Source organism: Neisseria sp. P0018.S001, assembly GCF_051957355.1.
GTDB classification, from domain to species: domain Bacteria; phylum Pseudomonadota; class Gammaproteobacteria; order Burkholderiales; family Neisseriaceae; genus Neisseria; species Neisseria subflava_A.
This window is the reverse complement of the sequence record NZ_JBQCWN010000018.1, coordinates 17941-36721: the sequence shown is the minus strand read 5'-3', so window position 1 is coordinate 36721 and position 18781 is coordinate 17941. Positions and strand designations below refer to the sequence as shown.

Annotated in this window: 15 protein-coding genes and 2 pseudogenes; 7 read left to right on the top strand and 10 right to left on the bottom strand. The window is 45.5% G+C overall.

Annotated features, from left to right (window positions below):
* Nucleotides 1-187 (bottom strand): annotated as a pseudogene (locus tag ACTHTJ_RS10085) (IS5/IS1182 family transposase); the annotation flags it as partial.
* 245 nt (nt 188-432) lie between these two features.
* The gene (gene cls / locus ACTHTJ_RS10080; RefSeq protein WP_070585620.1) at nt 433-1926 is read right to left on the bottom strand and encodes a cardiolipin synthase; all 1494 of its coding nucleotides are present in this window, start codon (nt 1924-1926) and stop codon (nt 433-435) included.
* Nucleotides 1927-2399: 473 nt separating this feature from the next.
* Between cls and ACTHTJ_RS10075 the strand changes: the two genes are divergently transcribed.
* Nucleotides 2400-2894, top strand: a complete 495-nt coding sequence (locus tag ACTHTJ_RS10075; RefSeq protein ID WP_070714059.1) for a hypothetical protein — start codon at nt 2400-2402, stop codon at nt 2892-2894.
* Between the two features lie 557 nt (nt 2895-3451).
* Nucleotides 3452-3811, top strand: a complete 360-nt coding sequence (locus ACTHTJ_RS10070) for a hypothetical protein (RefSeq protein ID WP_283120604.1) — start codon at nt 3452-3454, stop codon at nt 3809-3811.
* A gap of 272 nt (nt 3812-4083) precedes the next feature.
* Here the strand turns inward: ACTHTJ_RS10070 and hemE are convergent, their stop codons facing one another.
* The 8 genes and pseudogenes from hemE to ACTHTJ_RS10030 all read right to left on the bottom strand — a co-directional run bounded on the left by hemE (nt 4084) and on the right by ACTHTJ_RS10030 (nt 13485).
* Nucleotides 4084-5145 (bottom strand): uroporphyrinogen decarboxylase, encoded by a 1062-nt coding sequence (gene hemE, locus ACTHTJ_RS10065; protein ID WP_070585626.1) that lies wholly within the window; start codon nt 5143-5145, stop codon nt 4084-4086.
* Nucleotides 5146-5280: 135 nt separating this feature from the next.
* Nucleotides 5281-6504, bottom strand: a complete 1224-nt coding sequence (locus ACTHTJ_RS10060; RefSeq protein ID WP_377073298.1) for a heme biosynthesis protein HemY — start codon at nt 6502-6504, stop codon at nt 5281-5283.
* Nucleotides 6501-7772, bottom strand: a complete 1272-nt coding sequence (locus ACTHTJ_RS10055) for a uroporphyrinogen-III C-methyltransferase (protein ID WP_283120606.1) — start codon at nt 7770-7772, stop codon at nt 6501-6503. The genes ACTHTJ_RS10060 and ACTHTJ_RS10055 overlap by 4 nt, the downstream gene beginning before the upstream one ends.
* Before the next feature lie 216 nt (nt 7773-7988).
* Nucleotides 7989-8624: pseudogene (locus tag ACTHTJ_RS10050) on the bottom strand (uroporphyrinogen-III synthase); the annotation flags it as partial.
* A 72-nt stretch (nt 8625-8696) separates the two neighbouring features.
* Nucleotides 8697-9473 carry a ferredoxin--NADP reductase gene (locus tag ACTHTJ_RS10045; protein WP_003679792.1) on the bottom strand — a complete coding sequence of 259 codons (777 nt, stop codon included), beginning with the start codon at nt 9471-9473 and terminating at the stop codon, nt 8697-8699.
* 85 nt (nt 9474-9558) lie between these two features.
* On the bottom strand, nt 9559-11325 hold the full coding sequence (msbA, locus tag ACTHTJ_RS10040) for a lipid A export permease/ATP-binding protein MsbA (RefSeq protein WP_070585632.1): 1767 nt from the start codon (nt 11323-11325) through the stop codon (nt 9559-9561).
* Nucleotides 11326-11554: 229 nt separating this feature from the next.
* A complete protein-coding gene (gene thrC / locus ACTHTJ_RS10035) occupies nt 11555-12964 on the bottom strand; it encodes a threonine synthase (protein ID WP_070585634.1) in 1410 nt (469 codons plus the stop codon).
* Between the two features lie 143 nt (nt 12965-13107).
* Nucleotides 13108-13485 carry a hypothetical protein gene (locus ACTHTJ_RS10030; RefSeq protein WP_070585636.1) on the bottom strand — a complete coding sequence of 126 codons (378 nt, stop codon included), beginning with the start codon at nt 13483-13485 and terminating at the stop codon, nt 13108-13110.
* Nucleotides 13486-13630: 145 nt separating this feature from the next.
* Here ACTHTJ_RS10030 and ACTHTJ_RS10025 point away from each other — a divergent pair, with 145 nt between their 5' ends.
* The 5 genes from ACTHTJ_RS10025 (at nt 13631) to ACTHTJ_RS10005 (ending at nt 18747) form a co-directional block, all read left to right on the top strand.
* Nucleotides 13631-15091, top strand: coding sequence for a hypothetical protein (locus ACTHTJ_RS10025; protein WP_440360870.1), 1461 nt, complete (start codon nt 13631-13633; stop codon nt 15089-15091).
* Between the two features lie 64 nt (nt 15092-15155).
* Nucleotides 15156-16463: a replication-associated recombination protein A gene (locus tag ACTHTJ_RS10020; protein WP_070585640.1), complete on the top strand. Its 1308-nt coding sequence runs from the start codon at nt 15156-15158 to the stop codon at nt 16461-16463.
* A gap of 187 nt (nt 16464-16650) precedes the next feature.
* The gene (locus ACTHTJ_RS10015; protein ID WP_036491173.1) at nt 16651-16866 is read left to right on the top strand and encodes a hypothetical protein; all 216 of its coding nucleotides are present in this window, start codon (nt 16651-16653) and stop codon (nt 16864-16866) included.
* The gene (locus ACTHTJ_RS10010) at nt 16838-17263 is read left to right on the top strand and encodes a low molecular weight protein tyrosine phosphatase family protein (RefSeq protein ID WP_231550755.1); all 426 of its coding nucleotides are present in this window, start codon (nt 16838-16840) and stop codon (nt 17261-17263) included. The genes ACTHTJ_RS10015 and ACTHTJ_RS10010 overlap by 29 nt, the downstream gene beginning before the upstream one ends.
* Nucleotides 17264-17445: 182 nt before the next feature.
* A complete protein-coding gene (locus tag ACTHTJ_RS10005; protein ID WP_036491169.1) occupies nt 17446-18747 on the top strand; it encodes a hemolysin family protein in 1302 nt (433 codons plus the stop codon).
* Nucleotides 18748-18781: the final 34 nt, after the last annotated feature.

Sequence of the window (18781 nt, the reverse complement as noted above, 5' to 3'; positions counted from 1 at the left end):
CTTTGAACATGGACAACAGGGGATAGGCGGGACGCCCTCGGTGGTCTCTAAGGTAACGGGTTCTTTGACGATTCAGGTATTGTTCGATCGGCTGCCAATCAATCACCTGATCCAACTTCAATAGTGGGAAACGGTCGATGTGTTTGGCAATCATGGCTTGGGCGGTTTGCTGAAAGAAGGTGCTCATGGAAAATCCCCTAAATGTCTTGGTGGGAATTTAGGGGATTTTGGGGAATTTTGCAAAGGTCTCAGTTTATATTTTAGTTAAATTTGGTAAAGATTCTTTGGTTGGGAAATGGGTTGAGTCTTACTTTTTCCGAGAGGGAGAGAAAGGATAGCTTGAATATCCGTCAATAAAGAATTTTATCTATCAGTGTTTTATTTAAAAGGCCGTCTGAAAAATATTTTTCAGACGGCCTAAATATTTATGTTTTACAACAAAGGGCTCATTAGACGGACGGCATTTTCCACAAGGCCGCGGAGTTTGGAGCGTTGTTGCCATGATTTGATGGCAATGTAGCTGCTGCTTTTAAGGTAGCTGCGCTGTAGGTGGCAGATTTGTTTGGTGGTATCGCGATCGTAGATGGCGAGGCTGATTTCGAGGTTGAGGAAGAAGCTGCGCATGTCCATGTTGACCGTGCCGAAGAGGGAGTAGTCTTCGTCAATGGTCATGGTTTTGGCATGTAAGAGCCCACCTTCAAACATGGCAATTTTGACCCCGGCTTCCAGCAACATAGGGTAGTAGGCGCGTGAGGCGTAGCGTACCATCAGTGAATCGACTTTGGCTGGCAGTATCAGGGTCACTTTGACGCCGCGTTTGGCGGCAACGGTTAACGCCATGAGAAGCGGTTCGTCAGGGACAAAGTAGGGGGTGGTAATCGTGATTTGTTTGGTGGCGGCATAGATGGCGCTGATGATGGTTTCGTAGATAACGAAGCTGCCTTGCTCGGGAGCGGATGGAATGATTTGGGCAACAATATCGCCTTGCTGCATTTTTTCGGGAAGGATTTGGGGCAGCAGGCTTTGGGCTTGATTGAGGTATGTTTGTACGTTTTGGAGGTTTTCATCGGTTTCGACGGCAAGGTCTGCGAAGAAGACGGCAGACAGTTCCAAAACCATAGGCCCTGTACAGCGCATCATGACATCTACCCATTCTCCGACGCCGGAGTTTTGTTTGAAATAGCGGGGGTCGACAAGGTTGAAGCTGCCTGTGTAACCGATTTTGCTGTCGATAACGAGGATTTTGCGGTGGTTGCGCAGATCGGTGCGCGTGAATAGTGTACGCCAGATGCCGACAGGTAATGAGGTATGTACTTCAACGCCTGCTTGGCGCAGTATCTCTACCCAGTCACTTTCAAAAAAGCTCCTGCTGCCGACGGCATCGGCCAGAATGGCACAGTCAACGCCCCGATCTGCGGCGGCAAGAATTTCATTTAAAATTTCTTCGATGCGACCTTTGGGCTCGATAATGTAAAAGGCCAGCAGGCAGGAATGGGTTGCGGCGCGTATGTCCGTAAGCATGCTGTCGATGATGGCATCGGTGGTTGAGAGCAGGCTCATGGCGTTGCCTTTGGTGGCACCCAGCCCCGTTCCTTTTTCGGCAACTTTACTGATGCCGTGGTAACGTGATTTGACTTGGTCGGCAATGTCGAGATAGATATCGGCTAGATGGGTGGCGGCAAAGTTGCGGTAGAAGCGGTTCATTTCGCCGGTACGTTTGGCGCGGGCCGTGCCGAGACGAGGCTCGCCGATAAGGATGTAGGCGATGGTTCCGAATACGGGGAAAAGGAATAGGATAATCAGCCAGGCAAAGGTTGAGCCGATGTTTTTTTGTTTGTACAACACGCGCAGCATGCAGACGAGTGCGGCGCAGGTGTGGGCGAAGATGAAAATTTCGGTCCAGGTGATGTCTTTTAAAAAATTCATATTCGGTAGCGGGAGTTGATGTGTTTTTAAGTTTGAAGGTGTCAGCTGATAAGCTTCAGATATTAAGTATATAGAAAAACCGTCTGAAAACAAATTTACACGATAATTGTGTTTTTGCTTTCAGACGGCCTTTAGGTCTTGTTTTTCGTCGGTTTTGGGGTGTTAAACCACTAAACAATACAGTCAATGCTGCACCTGTGGGTAGGTCGATCAGTACGAGGGGAAAGAATGCTGTAGAGTCCAAGGTTGTCAGCTCGTGCAACACGGTTAACATAGCAACGGAAACGTGTATACTGAATAAGCAGTTGCTGGCTTGGTTAACTGCCAATCAATGACCTGCTCTAATTTCAATAGTGGGAAACGATCGATGTGTTTTGTGCGATTTGTTGGAAGAAGGTACTCATGAGAAATCCCCTAAATGTCTTGGGTCGGAATTTAGGGGATTTTTGGGAATTTTGTAAAGGTCTCAAATAATGAAATTAACGAAATATCCTTATAATTCCATAAGAGAGTTAGAAGACTATTTACTAAATACCTATCAAAAATATATTATTCTACGAGAGGAAGGAAAGGAAATTTATCGATGTTTTATTCTTTCTTTTCATAAAGAATTCAATATAGGTATTGGGTTGGCTATTTCCTGTATAAGCATTCTCCCAAAAGTATTAATATTTGGTGATAAAAATATTTTTATTGGATTTGATTCAGTTGTTTTTTGTATTTCTATACAAAATTTAAGAGTTAATATGCTAAATATAGATGGCATATTTTTTGATATTTATTTATTAGAGAATCAAAAAATTTGTATTATTCATGAGTTGGGTGCAATTATTACAGATAAAAAATTAACAAGAGAAAATTCAGTATCTACCGATATAATATCAGATTGGGAAATAGATAAAGTTAATAAGTTAATCATATTAACAGAGTTAGACTCTGAAAAAATAATTTCTCTAAATTATGATTGAGGATACTTGGTTATTTAAGATATTCTCCTCATTATGCAATGTAGGTTGGCTGAAAACTAGGAAACTGTTTCAGACGACCTTTATTTATCGGCTTGAGCGGCGGCGACACTATCTATGCTAACTCTAATAGACGGCCATTTTATAGGCCAGTTGAAAATAGCCGTTCTATTTTTTCAATAACTCCAAATGAATTAAAAGTTATTTTACAAAGTAGAAATACGATATCCTCTCCAGTAACAGCCATCCCTGGCGGTCAGTTTGTCCGTGTAGTCGATACTGGTAAGAATATTGGTATAACTAGTTTGAAGGAAGGAGGAACACCAACTAGATATATTAAGATATTTACTGACAAAATGGGAAATTTAATCACAACATATCCAGTGAAAGGGCAGTAATTATGCAAAAAAAAAATAATACTTTCTTTAAAAGAAAAAATAGAGGGTATAGGTAATAATGTAGATCATATCTTACTCGCAACTTTAATTCTTAAATGGTTACATGATTATCCTAGTTTAGAGAAAGAATTTTTAGATCACGGTTCAAATATTTCTGAATTTATGAATATAGAAATTTTAGATATCCCTAATTATCCAATAAAAAAATCACTAATTAGTTTTTACGATTTAAAAGCTCTTAAACGGGAAATAGATATTTCCATGCAAAGAAATAATCCATATATTTATCAATTGCTACAAAATTTTTTAGAGAATTTATTTATTATTCAAGAACCAGATATGGAATGTAATATTTGCCATGGCACCTATGGTTTTGATTTATGGAAGGAAATCGAGACTAATAGATTAGTTTATTGCTGCAAAACATGTGCATTCTCAGAATATGTTAGTGGGGAATTTAGAAATAATGAAAATCACCTTACCATTCCAACAAATGATGATTTGAGTTTATTGAATACATAATTAATAGAATAAGTTATATAAAACCATGTTTACATTTTTCATCATGAGAAGCTTATGACTGAATTAAATCTTGTTTTAGATAACCTCAACTTGTTGCAAACTAGAAAAGGAGAATAACCATGAATCATGAGCAAGCCGTAGCCCATATGAAATCTAAACTCAACAAGTAGGATGTGTGCGGAACGCACGCATGCGGTTCTCAAGGTTTGAGCTAAGAGGCCGTCTGAAACAATAACTACGGTTTCAGACGGCCTTTTACGTTACGCGCTCAATCAAGCGTGATACTGACGGGACAATTCGTGTACGGTATCGACCAAGATTTTGGCGTGTTCCGGATTGGCGTGTTGGTTGATGCCGTGTCCGAGGTTGAATACATGGCCGCTGCCGTTGCCGTAGTCGGCAAGGATGCGTGCGACTTCGGTGCGGATAGATTCCGGTGTGCCAAAGAGGGCGAATGGATCAAAATTGCCTTGCAGGGCAACTTGTTCGCCGACGCGACGGCGGGCTTCGCCGATGTTACAGGTCCAGTCCAAGCCTAATGCGTCTGCGCCGATTTCTGCCATGCTTTCCAGCCATAAGCCGCCGCCTTTCGCAAATACGATAACAGGCACGCGGCGGCCTTCGCTTTCGCGTTTGAGTCCGGCAACGATTTGTCGGATGTACTTCAGGCTGAACTCTTTAAACGCTGCATCGCTCAACACGCCGCCCCAAGTGTCGAAAATTTGTACGGCTTGTGCGCCGGCATCGATTTGGGCGTTGAGATAAGCGGTAACGGCTTGAGCATTGGTGTCGAGGATTTTATGCAGCAAATCAGGGCGCGAATACATCATGGTTTTGATGGTGCGGAATTCTTTGCTGCTGCCGCCTTCAACCATGTAGCAGGCGAGTGTGAACGGGCTGCCGGAGAAGCCGATCAGCGGAACTCGGCCGTCCAGTGCTTTACGGATGGAAGTCACGGCATCAAAGACGTATTGCAGTTTTTCCATGTCGGGAACTTGCAGTTTTGCAATGTCGGCTTCGTGTTGCAAAGCGCGTTCAAATTTTGGGCCTTCACCTTCGGCAAAATACAGGCCTAAACCCATGGCATCTGGAACGGTCAGAATATCGGAAAACAGAATTGCCGCATCCAGATCAAAACGTTCTAAAGGCTGGATGGTGACTTCGGTCGCCAGCTCGGTGTTTTTGCACAAATCGAGAAAGCTACCTGCGCGTGCGCGCGTGGCTTTGTATTCAGGCAGATAGCGTCCGGCTTGGCGCATCATCCAGATAGGTGTGTATTCGACAGGCTGTTTAAGCAGGGCGCGGAGGAAAGTGTCGTTTTTCAGAGCAGTCATGATAAATAGGCTTTCTGATTTGGTGTGTTGGACAAAGTTCAGACGGCCTTAGATATGTATTGAGGCCGTCTGAAATGATTAAATGGTTGGTTCTGTTGTAGATTTCATACTGTCGCTTAATACAAAATCAGCACATCAATTTGGTTGAGGAAGGGCTGCCGGATGTTCTTCTTCGGCCACGCTTTCCAAAACCAGATTGCGTTGTTCTTGCGCTTTTTGCGGTTGGTCGGTTTCATCAAACACGCGCGCTAGGACTAAATGTGCGGATACGCTTGGTTGCAGGGCGATGCTGGCTTCGAGGTAGCCTTGGGCTTTGCCCCAAAGTTTACGGCCGTAGGCCAGTTGGCCAAGATACATTAACAGCGGTGCATTGTCGGGTTGTTCCTGCAACCAAGAATCTGCCAAGTCGATGGCTTTTTGTTGCTCGCGCTCGCTTAGGAAACGCACGGATTCGACAAATGCCTCCAAAAGCTCGGGCTGGCGGGTTTGCGGATAATAGGTTTTAACCCATTTGACTGCATCGGCATACAAACCCAAACGCTCGTATTTTTCGGCAATCGCGACACACAATTCGCCTGATTTCAAGCTTTCAGGAATGTGTTTCAAACAAGCTTTCAGGCTGCCTGCATCGGTTGCTTCGCTTAAGAGGCGGCGATATGCCCAATTTTGATACTGTTCGGCTTCATAATCGTTGATGGCGCCGGCTTTGACCAGTTTTTCCGCTTTTGCCAAGACATCTGAAGCATCGCCATGATCAAAGGCATAACGTAATTGCAGGCGGACTAGGCGGCTTAAGTTGCTATTGATTTTTGCTGCGGCTTCAAGGTTTTGTGCGGCAGTCGGATAATCGCGGCGGCTCAGTGCAGATTCGGCCAGCAAAAGATGACGGGACAGTTGCTGCTTTTGTGGAAGGTGTTCGATTTCGTGCAGATAGCGGTCGCGCAATTCGAAGTTTTCCATTTGGTCGGCCGCGTGCGCGCCCAACATCAAAGCCAGGGTACGGTTGTCGCCTGCTTCTTTATTTTGCAAGACTTTGGCGGCTTCTTGCTCAGCTTTTTCAAAACGGCCTTCAAAATATGCCAAACCTGCGCTGTTCAAAGAAGCAGAAGCCTGACGGCCTTTGCGGGCAATACCGAAGCGTTGCATACGCGCCGGAATGTTCAAGAGGCCGAACACGAATTTAATCAGGAAATACAAGACGAATACGCTCAACAGCAGGCCTAAAACAAAGGCATGCAGATTGATACGCAGCATGGTTTGCTCAACCACGACGTACACGTTGCCGGTATAAATGCCGGAAGCCAACGCTAAACCAACGGCGGCGGCAAACAGAATGACAATCCAAACGACGGTTTTCATGCTTGCTCTCCTTTAATTTTGGCAGCAGGCTTGGTTTGGTTTTGTGGTTTGGCAGCTTCGGCGGCCGGTTCTTTTTTGTTTTCAGACGGCAATGCAGGTGCTTCCAAAGACTGAGGAGCGGAAGCGGCAGCCGGTGCGGCAGTTGTGGCTTGCTCGGTGGTTGCAGCCGGAGCGGAAACGGTTTTCTCGGTAGCTTGGGTTTGTGCAGCTTCTTCGGTCGTCATTTGTGTACGCGAACCTTCTTGATAAGCGCGAACGGCGCTCAAGCTGGCTTTCAGGCTGTCATCTGAAATCATGCGGACATCAAGGGCTTTGAGTTCGGCCAACTCTTTCAGCCATGACTGGGTAGCAGGGGATTTGCTGTCGAAGTATTGCTTCACAGTTGCTTCAACGTTGTTCAAATCGCTTTGATACACTTCGCCGTTGTGTTGCAACAGGGCAATGCGCGCATCCAAAAGGCGCAGGCGCAGGTTTTCACGGATGAAGTAGGTTTGATCGGGTGAAATCAACATGGCGTCGTTGCTGTCCAGATGACGGACTTCAACCAAGCCTTTGAGGGCATTGAGGGATTTTTCCCATGTGTTTTCCCACCAAGTGCCTGAATTAGCGGCTTCGACAGGTGCGGCACCCGGTTTTAATACGCCGTCCAAGACTAAAGGCAGTCCGGAAATACCGGTTTCCAAACGGTCGATACGCAAGGCAGTAGCGGAAATATCGACATAAGGACGGTTTTTCAGCGCGGCCAAATCATTGCTGATGGCTTGCTTGATGGGGATAAGCTCAGGCTGTTCAAAACGGCTTAAGCGACTGTCGATGTGTTCCAATACGCTGACCGCGCCTTGTAGGTTGCCTGACAGCATCAATTGTTGCGAAGCAGTGTTCAACATCGATTCGGCTTCGTCGACCAGCCAGTTGATACGGCCTTTGAGCAGCTCTTGATAAGCTTTCTGAGTTTGTAGAATTTGATCGCTATTGTTTTTTTGACCGTTGTTCAGGCGGTCTAACTCGGCCTGAATAGCGGTTTGGCGGTTGAGGTTGTCTTTTAAAAGGCTGGCGTTTTCAGATTCGCCTAACGCAGCTTTGTCGATTTTTTGGTTGAATTCGAGCTCTTGGTTTTTTAAAACATTTTGACCCTGTACAAACAGGAATCCGCTCGCGCCTAGGCCAAGCAGTGCCAAGACGATCGCACCTGCGGCCAAGGCTTTGCCGCCAGATTGTTTGATGATAACAGGGGCGTTGTTTTGTGGGAGATTGTTGGACTCGGGCATGCTCGCCTCCACTTGCTGAGGTTGGGTAGGTTTGATTTGTTCAGACGGCCTGGTGTTTTCAGAACGTTCAGGCGCCGGAGCTGCCGTATTGGCAACTTGTTGGGTATCTTTATTGTCTTCGACAGGGTTCACTGCTTGGCTCCTTTGTGGTATGGATGAAAGTGCAGCGGATAAAGAAGTGACGGTTTCTACATGTTTAGCACCGACGATGCGAAGCGCATCGGCAATGCGCGGATGGTGGGTAAAGTATAGCAAGGATTCGAAGAATCGGGAAAATTGTGGCGGAATCTGATGGAAAAATTCGCGCGCAAGTTCGCCGGATGTAACGTAGGCGGCGGCGATGTCTTCAGTTTTAAAGTTCTGCCAATCGATGGCGTGTGGCCGTCTGAAATAGATTTCGGCGATGTTGATTTGGAAACCCAGTTCGGTCAGTTTGTCTGCTAGAAAATCACGGCCTCCATGGCCTCGAATGATTAGAACTCGGGCGTTGGGTGGCAGGGTTTTCCAAATAGGCATTCTCAAGACGGCTTCGCTGTCGTTACCATCTTCGGGAGAGAAGGCGGAATAGGGGGAGAATTGTGCCAAAGTATGTTGGCTGGTTTGGCCGACGGTAATGTGTACTTTAGGGCCGTCTGAAAAGGTCAGACACGGTACTGCAGTTTCAATAGCGGTCGGGCTGACCCAAAACACCACATCGGCTTGCTTGAATTGTTCGGGAAGTTTTTTTAGCGCCGAATGATCCAACTCTATTTCAATCGGACTCAATACCTGAGCCTGCCAACCGGCTGCATGGCAGGTTTGGATATCTTGCTGTGGACGGTTGGACGGACGGATGATGAGTAGAGTAGGCATAATGTGGGATAAATTATTAAGGTTTAGGCCGTCTGAAAGAAGGGTTTCAGACGGCCTGTTGCCGGAGATACGTTATTGATCGACGAATGCGCGCTCAATCAGGTAGTCACCGCGAACGCCGGTTTTCGGAGAAACGGTCAGGCCGAATTCGTCCAAGACGCTGCAGGTGTCTTTCAACATGGCAGGGCTGCCGCACAGCATGGCGCGGTCGTCTTGCGGATTGATTTTAGGCAGGCCGATGTCTTCAAAGAGTTTGCCGCTGCGCATCAAATCGGTCAGACGGCCTTGATGTACATATTCTTCGCGTGAAACGATTGGGTAGTAAATCAGTTTTTCTTTAACCAAGTCGCCCAAGTATTCGTGTTCGGGCAATTCTTTGGTGAAGCGGTCGTAGTATGCCAAGTCTTTTTTGTAGCGTACGCCGTGAACCAAGATGATTTTTTCGAATTGCTCGTAAACATCAGGGTCTTTGGTAATGCTCAAGAAAGGGGCGATACCGGTACCGGTGCTCAAGAGGTAGAGGTGTTTGCCCGGATTCAGGTCGCCGGCAACCAATGTACCGGTCGGTTTTTTACTGATAAGGACATCGTCGCCGACTTTAAGGTGTTGTAGGCGGCTGGTCAATGGGCCGTCTTGTACTTTGATACTGAAAAATTCCAGATGCTCTTCCCAGTTGGCGGAAGCCACGCTGTATGCGCGCATCAGTGGTTTGCCGTCTACCATCAGGCCGACCATGACGAATTGGCCGTTTTCAAAGCGCAAAGATTCGTCACGGGTGCAGGTGAAAGTGAAGTAAGCGTCGGTCCAGTGGTGTACGGACAAGACTTTCTGGGTGTTGAATGCTGCCATTGATATTTCCTGTCGGATAAGGCCGTCTGAAAAGGATAGGTCGGGGCGGCCAAGGTTAATAAAAAGAATGGAATATGGTGTTCAGCTACTTGCTTGCCGGTTTGGCTGATTTTTCGCTGAGGCTGTGCAGGTCGGAATAGCGTCCACCTGCGTTGATCAATTCATGATGAGTGCCTTGTTCGACGACATTGCCTTCGTGCATGACAACGATGTTGTCGGCTTTTTCGATGGTCGAAAGTCGGTGGGCAATCACCAATGTGGTACGGTTTTGCATCAGGTTTTCCAATGCAGTTTGTACCAAACGTTCGGATTCATTATCCAATGCACTGGTGGCTTCGTCCAAAATCAAAATCGGCGCATTTTTCAAAAGCGCACGCGCAATGGCGAGGCGTTGACGTTGGCCGCCGGACAGTTTTAAACCGTTTTCGCCAACTTCAGTGTGCAAGCCTTGTGGCATTTTTTGGATAAATTCCCAAGCATTCGCGGCTTTTGCAGCATTGATAATTTCTTCTTCACTGAATTTGTCAGCTTGAGCATAGGCAATGTTTTCAGCAATCGTACCATTAAACAGGACAACGTTTTGGCCGACGAATGCCATACGGCTGCGCAAGCTTTCGAGTGTATATTCATTGATGTTGACGCCGCCAATCAAAACCTTACCTTCATCCGGATTAAGGAAGCGCGGCAACATATTGGCCAAGGTGGTTTTGCCGCAGCCTGATGCGCCAACCAATGCGGTAACTTTGCCTTGCGGTACAAGCAGGTTGATGTGGTTTAAGCTGTTGCGTTCGGCTTCAGGATAGCGGTGTACAACATCGCAAAATTCGATATCGCCAGGGTTTCGGCTGAGGATCTGTTTGCCTTCGTTGCTTTCTTCGGGTTGATCCAAAAAGGTAAAGACACTTTCTGCCGCCGCCAAACCGCGTTGCAGTGACTGCATCACGCCGGTCATGCGTTTGATGGGGTCAAACATCATGATCATGCTGGACAAAAACGACATAAAATCGCCTGCGCTAAAGCCGGAAAGTCCGGCTTGGCGTGCGGCTGCGTAAATAATCGCAGCCAGTGCAACCGAAGCCATTAATTGTGTAATGCCGGTACCGGCAGAGCTGGCGGAAACCTGTTTGAGCAGGTTGCGGCGAACATCATTGGCAATACGGTCGAAGCGGCGGTTTTCATAATCTTGGCCGCCGTAGATTTTTACAACGCGTTCACCATTAATGCTTTCGCCCAAGACCTGCATCAGCTGGCCAAGATAAATTTGGTTGTTGGCAGACAGTTTGCGCAGGCGTTTGCTGACTGTTTGGATACATACAGCAACAACCGGCAAGATGATAAAAGTAATCAGGGTCAAACGCCAGTTCAGATAAGTCAGCAAGCCCAATAGGCCGACTACGCTCACGCCGTCTTTGGCAATCACGGTAATGACGTTAAACCCTGCATCGGTAATTTGATTGACGTCGTTCAAGATACGAGACATCAAACGGCCGCCGGTATTGCTGCTGAAATACGAAGTCGGCAGGTGCATCATTTTGTTGAACATTTCACCGCGCAAGCGCTGCACCAAGTGGCTGGACAGATACGTCGTGCAATATTCGTTGATGAAGTTGAACAGGCCGCGAATGAAAAACAGCGCCACAATTGCCAGCGGCAACCATGACATGCTTTTCATGTTTTTATCGACAAAACCTTCATTAATCAAAGGTTTGAGCAAGTAACCGAAAGCCGGCATCGTACCGGCGACAATCAGCATGGCCACTACGGAGACGATAAACATCTTCCAATAGCTTTTTAAATATCCAAGCAAACGCTTGTACAGCTCCCAGTTGGATGTGGCTTGTGTTGTCTGCATATCAATCCAGATTTAGAGCAAACATGCAATTCTAAACGAAAATATCTGTCATTACAATGTTTGCAATTGAAAGTCAAAAGGAGTTGGTATTGTTTTAACACCTTGATTTTATATTGAGAACAACTGTAATGCGGTAGGATTGGTAATAACATTACTCACTTCTCAAACACCAGTCGCGGCCGTCTGAAAAAAGTTTCAGACGGCCTCTTCAGTCGTCAAAGACAGCCGATTAAGCCAGAGCTTCCTTAATGATGTCTTTTACTGTCGTTGCGTTATTAGGGACAACACGGACACGTTGCGGCAGATTTTCCAAGCCTTCCAATGCGGCAGGGCGGGGAATGGAAACTTCGCCGACAGCCTCATGGATGGTGGCTTCAAATTTGGCAGCCAATGCGGTTTCGAGGCAGACAATGGTTTCGCCGGCTTCGCGAACTTCACGCGCTACTTTGACGCCATCAGCAGTATGAGGATCAATCAATTCACGGTCTTGTTCGTAAACCTGTTTGATGGTGGCAAGGCGATTGGCATGGGTTGATTTGCCGGAAACAAAGCCATATTGTTGATGTACTTTGTTTAACACAAATTCCAAATTGAAACCTTTGCCGGAGCCTACTTCAGCCCATAAGGTTTTGATTTCGTCCGCATCGCGGTCCATCAGGTCAAACACAAAACGCTCGAAGTTGGAGGCTTTGGAAATATCCATGGACGGGCTGGAAGTAACGTGGGTGTGTTCGCTATTGCGCGGACGGTATGCACCGGTTTTGAAAAATTCGTCCAGTACGTCGTTTTCGTTGGTGGCGACAATCAAGCGGTGGATGGGCAGACCCATTTGACGGGCGATATGACCGGCGCAGACATTGCCGAAGTTGCCGCTTGGTACGCAGAAGCTGACTTTTTCGTCATTGCTCGAAGTGGCGTTGAAATAACCGGCAAAGTAGTACACGACTTGGGCGACAATGCGGCCCCAGTTGATGGAGTTGACTGTGCCGATGTGGTATTTGGCTTTGAATTCGGCATCGTTTTGTACGGCTTTGACGATGTCTTGGCAGTCGTCAAACATACCTTCAACAGCGATGTTGTGGATGTTGGCATCTTGCAGGCTGAACATTTGCGCGCGTTGGAATGCGCTCATTTTGCCTTCCGGCGACAGCATGAAGACGTTGACCCCTTTTTTACCGCGCAGGGCATATTCGGCGGCAGAGCCGGTGTCGCCGCTGGTGGCGCCTAAGATATTGAGTTCTTTGCCTTCTTTGTTCAATACATATTCAAACGCATTGCCCAAGAATTGCATGGCCATGTCTTTGAATGCCAAAGTCGGGCCGTTGGAGAGGGCTTGGATTTTGATGCCGTCTGAAAGTGTACGCACCGGAGTAATGGCTTTGGTACCGAATACTTCTTCGGTGTAGGTGCGGTTGATGATGTCGCGTAAATCATCAGCAGGGATGTCGGTGGCAAACAGGCTCATGACTTCAAACGCCAGCTCAGGATAGCTGAGTGTGCGCCATTGGTCTAAGGTAGCACGGTCGATCTGAGGGTATTGCTCAGGCAGCATCAAACCGCCGTCAGGAGCCAAACCCATCAATAAAACTTCGCTGAATTGCTTGCGTGCGGTTGCACCGCGGGTGCTGATATATTTCATGATTTCTTCTCTATAAAAACAAAAATATTGCCGGTCAAAACAGAAAATCCGCCTGCGAACCATCCTGCAAGCTGCCCTATCTCGACCTTAATCCACTATAAACTTTCAGACAACCCCAATACACAGAGGTCGTCTGAAAAACATTATCTATACAGACGCTTGAAACAAGCATTGACGGTTTTCACCGTTACCGACGCAATCGCCCGATCGCGCGAAGAAGGATTCAAAACATCCATCAACTCTTGCGCGGACACCTGATTCGGCGCCTCCTCGCTCGCGCAGCCGCAGATTTTATCTTCCCACTCGCGCTGTTTGTCCGCACTCATCGTCAGCGCGACCAAACGCCACTCATTGCGCTTGTTCAACTCCGAACGGCATTGATGATCGACCGCCATTTTCACCACGCTGCCGCCAATCCCCGTACCGCCGCCCAAACCGCCGAACGCCGAATCAGAATCATAAGCGCAACCGCCTAACAACACCGCCACAGAAGCAACGGCAACAATCTTTTTTATATTCATAGCCATCCCTTGCCGCAAGGTCGTCTGAAACGCCCCGCAAAGTCTTTAAACAAACGCGTATTATACCGTAAGCAGTGTGAGATGGGGGATTGGGGAAAGTCGGGTATAATTTCGATATTTATTTAAAAATGGGGCATTTTTAGACATGAATCATTTTAAGAAAAACAAACAGAAACAACTTAGATCACTATTACTTCTAAAATCTTCAGAAGAGAAGGAAAAAGCAAGATTTATCGACTATTTAGAAATAATTGGTAAATTTTTTGCAGCTTTGGCTGCGCTTGGATTAATACTTGGAAGCTTTTTAACTCATCGCTATTTAGATTTCATTGAACAATCTAGCATCTTTCCTGATGCCATGACTTCTTCTTCCAGTTTAACTACTAGTTTATTTGTTTTTGCTCTAATTCTTATAGTTTTCATTTTTCCTTTTGTATCCCCTTATTTTCTACTAAACATGTCTAGCGAATATGAAAAAAAAGGGAAGAAGCTAAAAAAACTAAATTTACCTTTATACGCCTTAGCTTCAAGCTTCCCTATTCTAATTACATTACTTATAATTATGGAATACTTTGGAAATAAAGACAACTTACCAATTCATGCTCTTTCTATACTTACATTGACAATACCCTGTATTTTTTACCTACTACAGGAAAATATCTATATTTTTTTTAAATTTTTAAAATATATACTACCATCAAATAACTGTTTTGACAATAAAAAGCAAAATATAATTCTAAAGCTTATCAAATTTATTAAAATTTATTTTTTCCAAATTTTATATACTATATTTTATTTTACTTGTTTAATCTTCATAACTGTAACGACAACCCCGCTCATTCTTATACTAGGCTCATTAGCAGATTACAACTATACTAAAGAAAGAGTAATTTCATTTCTGAGTACTATCAAACTCACCCTATTTGTACTGTTAATCTTGCTTTTTATATCATTTACAATGTTTTTTTACCCTTTCATTTTCATAATCTTAGCATATGATTGGATACCTAATGGATTAACACAATACATGTACTTATATTGCTTAAGCTTTTTTATATTCCTAAATATCAAATTCGTAGCAGATGAAATAAATAAAAGCAATAGTATCAAAGGAAAAAATATCTCTGTTTATACGCTTCCTATTTTTCTTTCTTTTTTGTCATTTTTACTTTTGCTTTTTTATTCTAATAACTCTGCAATACATATACTTTATCCTGTTCGATTTGTGGAAATTCCTAAAAATTCTTCATGGTACTTATTGCACAATAATTTCCAGCATAACAACGGAACTCAAGAAATCAACGGGCTCGATAAGAATGATTTATTTAAATTAAAACAAAAATTTAAATGTTCTGCTCTTTCAGAAAAAGAAAAAGAAAAAAAAGGTATTACCTGTTCTTCAATCCCCGAACAACGCAACAACGCCCTATACGGCTATATGGCTTGGAACTTAGGTGACACCAAAGTTTTCTGCCCACCGACTGCTGAAAACAACAAAGGAAAAAAGGAAGCCGCAAAATTAGCAACAGAATGTATCGTTATCAGTGGGAAATTCCTGCAAATTTTGAATAAAAACTATATTGATATTATGCCCAAAGAGCGTTAATCCTCCTTTCAGACGACCTGCTATAATCCACGTCGTCTGAAAAACCTCTTTCACGGAAACTGCCATGTCTGACCTCTTTACCCGCCAACCCGAGGCGCCGCTTGCCGAATGCCTGCGCCCGCATATGCTTGATGACGTTATCGGGCAGCAGCATTTAATCGGCGAAGGCAAGCCGCTGCGCGTGGCAGTTGAGGGTGGAAAGCCGCATTCTATGTTGCTGTGGGGGCCGCCGGGTGTAGGAAAAACCACGCTGGCACGGATTTTGGCGCAGAGTTTCAATGCTCAGTTTCTGCCTGTTTCTGCCGTATTTTCAGGCGTAAAAGACATACGCGAGGCAATCGAGCAAGCTGAAATTGCCTTGCAGCAAGGGCGCGCGACGATTTTGTTTGTTGACGAGGTACACCGTTTTAACAAAGTGCAGCAAGATGCATTTTTGCCTTATGTCGAAAGCGGCTTGTTAACCTTTATCGGCGCTACAACGGAAAACCCGTCATTTGAAGTCAATCCGGCATTACTCAGTAGGGCGCAGGTTTATGTCTTGCAATCCTTGTCTTCAGACGACCTGAAGAAGCTGATCGCCAAAGTATTGGCTTTGCCTGAATACCAAGAGTTTACGATTGAAGTGGATGCGCAAGAATTGCTCGTGAATGCTGCCGATGGCGATGCACGCAGATTGTTGAACTTGATCGAGCAACTTTTACGCGCTGCCGATACACGCCGTCTGAAAACCTTAACCGCCGAATTTCTCGCCGACAGCTTGGGTGCGCAAATCCGCCGTTTTGATAAGGGCGGTGAGAGTTTCTACAACCAAATTTCTGCGCTGCACAAATCCGTACGCGGTTCGCATCCCAATGCGGCATTGTATTGGTTCTGCCGTATGCTCGACGGCGGTACCGACCCGCGCTATCTTGCCCGCCGCATTGTCCGCATGGCATGGGAAGACATCGGCTTGGCCGATCCGCGTGCCTTAACGATTGCCAATGATGCCGCCACTACTTATGAGCGCTTAGGCTCGCCAGAAGGGGAACTCGCACTGGCGCAAGCCGTGTTATACCTTGCTGCCGCCGCGAAATCCAACGCGGGCTACAAGGCATACAACCAAATGCGCCGTTTTGTCAAAGAAAATGCTAGCGACGAAGTGCCTGTCCATCTGCGCAACGCCCCGACCAAGTTGATGAAAGAATTGGGCTACGGACGCGAATACCGCTATGCCCATGATGAACCTAACGCCTACGCCGCCGGCGAAAGCTATATGCCCGACGGCTTGGACGAACCCGATTTCTATCAACCCGTTCCGCGCGGACTGGAAATCAAAATTGGCGAAAAGCTGAAATGGTTGAAATCCTTGGATGAAGATGCGCTGGATGATTAAAACAGTAAATGTGTCTCAAGTTTCAGACGGCCTTTGGCTATTTTGAGCGTGATAAATTGTTTAATATTGGCATTATATCTTTAATTTCGCTATAATTTTGTCATCCTATTTTCTTGCCGAATAATCGAATACATAAAAAATCGCGGCTGCTGAACCCGATTTCCGAAACAAAATTAGAAAGCAGATAATGGACAGTTTAGATCAAGGTCGTAGCCGTGCATGGCGACGACATCAAGAGCAACGCCCTAGTCATCGTGTACATGGCAAAAATCCTTTGAAATATAAACCCGAAAAAAAGTGGGATTTGATGTATCTCCGCAGCAATAAAATCAAACGTGCACAAAAACTGGGTTTTATTTATCCGTTCAGACAGCATGAATTTGATGCTGAATGGTTTGATTAACTCAAAAGATACATTTTCGATTCAATCGAGATGGTTTTCACAAGGCGGATACTTTCCGCCTTTTTTAATTTTTATGAATGCACTTTTTATTTGTAGTCGTAACCAATGGCGCAGTCCTACCGCTGAAACCGTATTTCGACGTTATCCAAATGTACAGGCACGTTCTGCAGGGACCAGCCCCAATGCGCGGCATACTGTTTCCATAGATGATATTGCATGGGCGGATAAGATTTTCGTGATGGAACAAAAACATAAGAGCCGTCTGCTGGCACAGTTTCCCCGTGCTTTGCAATATAAGGAAATGATTGTTTTAGATATTCCTGATGATTACAGATACATGGATGAAGAGTTGATAGAAATATTGAAGGAAAGTGTCGTGCCTTATCTGTCTAGATAATGAGGTTTTCCTCAAGATTATCTGAAAAAAATATGACTTACTTCTAAGTAAAATTTATTCCAAAACATCATTTACTTCACGCATCACTGACAAATAAAACGCAAATCTAAAATCAAATTGAATTTTTCAGATGGCCTTTGCTGTTTGAATATTTTTAACCTATACCATACACACACTTTTTCATGAATATTTTTGAAGCCTTACTATTATTGTGCCTGCTGATTGTCATTAGCGCGTTTGTATCCTGTTCCGAACTTGCGCTGGCTTCGGCACGCAAAATCAAATTGCAGGTCATGGCGAAAGACGGCGGCGATACGCGCGCGCTTGACGTAATCAATATGCAGCAACAGCCGGGCAGTTTTATTACCGTTGTCCAAATCGGTTTGAACGCCGTCGCCATTCTTGCCGGTATTGTCGGCGAGGCGGCAATACGTCCCTATTTTGGCAAACTTTTGGAGAACGCAGGCAGTTGGGGCAGCACAGTTGCCTCTTTACTAACTTTCTCGCTGGTTACAGGCAGCTTTATTTTAATTGCCGACCTGATGCCCAAGCGCATGGCAATGACCCATCCCGAAGCGGTGGCGGTACGCATTGTCCGTCCAATGATGTTTTTGATTTTTATCTTAAAGCCCCTTGTTTGGGTTTTTGACGGATTGGCAAACGCAATATTCAAACTTTTCAAAATCTCAACCGTCCGTCAGGAGCAGCTGACCTCGGAAGATATTTATGCCGTCGTTGATGCAGGCGCGCAGGCTGGTGTATTGAAAGAACAAGAACACTATCTGATTGAAAACATTTTCGATATGCAGGAGCGTACGGTCACTTCCACCATGAGCACGCGCGAATACATCGCCTATTTCGATAAACACGATGACAGCGATACCGTATTGGAAATAATGTCGGACAAACCGCACAATAAATTCCTCGTGTGCGACGGCGATTTGGAACGCGTTATCGGCTATATCGAATCGCACACGCTGCTGACTTTGTTTTTAAAAGAAAAAGACGTCCGCCTGACCGATAAGCGCGTGTTGCGCAAAGCCTTGTTTATCCCCGATACGCTGTCGCTTTATGATGTATTGGAGACCTTCAAAACTTCCGGTGAAGACTTCGCCGTAGTAGTGAACGAATACGCGCTGGTGGTTGGGGTGGTAACGCTGAAAGATGTGATGAGCATTGTTATGGGCGAGCTGGTCAATACCGAAGAAGAGCCGCAAATCATCCGCCGTACCGAAGATACATGGTTGGTAGATGGCGCCACGCCGCTTACCGATGTCATGCGCGCGCTGGATATTGAAGAGTTTCCCAATTCGGAAAATTATGAAACCATCGCTGGCTTTATGATGTATTCCCTGCGCAAAATCCCGAAGCGTACGGATTTTCTGGTTTATGCCGGTTATAAGTTTGAAATCATCGATACTGAAAATTTGAAAATCGACCAACTTTTGGTTTCCAAACAAGGAAATATGGTGGGGAAAATGTAACAAGTAGCTGGGAACACTTGAAAAGAAAATTAAA

Bases quoted from the DNA above. Each gene is read 5' to 3' on its own strand.
- ACTHTJ_RS10030 (WP_070585636.1), bottom strand. From the start codon at position 13,485: ATGAATATAAAAAAGATTGTTGCCGTTGCTTCTGTGGCGGTGTTGTTA.
- ACTHTJ_RS10020 (WP_070585640.1), top strand. From the start codon at position 15,156: ATGTCTGACCTCTTTACCCGCCAACCCGAGGCGCCGCTTGCCGAATGC.
- hemE (WP_070585626.1), bottom strand. From the start codon at position 5,145: ATGACTGCTCTGAAAAACGACACTTTCCTCCGCGCCCTGCTTAAACAG.
- ACTHTJ_RS10075 (WP_070714059.1), top strand. From the start codon at position 2,400: ATGAAATTAACGAAATATCCTTATAATTCCATAAGAGAGTTAGAAGAC.
- cls (WP_070585620.1), bottom strand. From the start codon at position 1,926: ATGAATTTTTTAAAAGACATCACCTGGACCGAAATTTTCATCTTCGCC.
- ACTHTJ_RS10025 (WP_440360870.1), top strand. From the start codon at position 13,631: ATGAATCATTTTAAGAAAAACAAACAGAAACAACTTAGATCACTATTA.
- msbA (WP_070585632.1), bottom strand. From the start codon at position 11,325: ATGCAGACAACACAAGCCACATCCAACTGGGAGCTGTACAAGCGTTTG.
- ACTHTJ_RS10060 (WP_377073298.1), bottom strand. From the start codon at position 6,504: ATGAAAACCGTCGTTTGGATTGTCATTCTGTTTGCCGCCGCCGTTGGT.
- ACTHTJ_RS10010 (WP_231550755.1), top strand. From the start codon at position 16,838: ATGAATTTGATGCTGAATGGTTTGATTAACTCAAAAGATACATTTTCG.
- ACTHTJ_RS10045 (WP_003679792.1), bottom strand. From the start codon at position 9,473: ATGGCAGCATTCAACACCCAGAAAGTCTTGTCCGTACACCACTGGACC.
- ACTHTJ_RS10070 (WP_283120604.1), top strand. From the start codon at position 3,452: ATGAATATAGAAATTTTAGATATCCCTAATTATCCAATAAAAAAATCA.
- ACTHTJ_RS10015 (WP_036491173.1), top strand. From the start codon at position 16,651: ATGGACAGTTTAGATCAAGGTCGTAGCCGTGCATGGCGACGACATCAA.
- thrC (WP_070585634.1), bottom strand. From the start codon at position 12,964: ATGAAATATATCAGCACCCGCGGTGCAACCGCACGCAAGCAATTCAGC.
- ACTHTJ_RS10005 (WP_036491169.1), top strand. From the start codon at position 17,446: ATGAATATTTTTGAAGCCTTACTATTATTGTGCCTGCTGATTGTCATT.
- ACTHTJ_RS10055 (WP_283120606.1), bottom strand. From the start codon at position 7,772: ATGCCCGAGTCCAACAATCTCCCACAAAACAACGCCCCTGTTATCATC.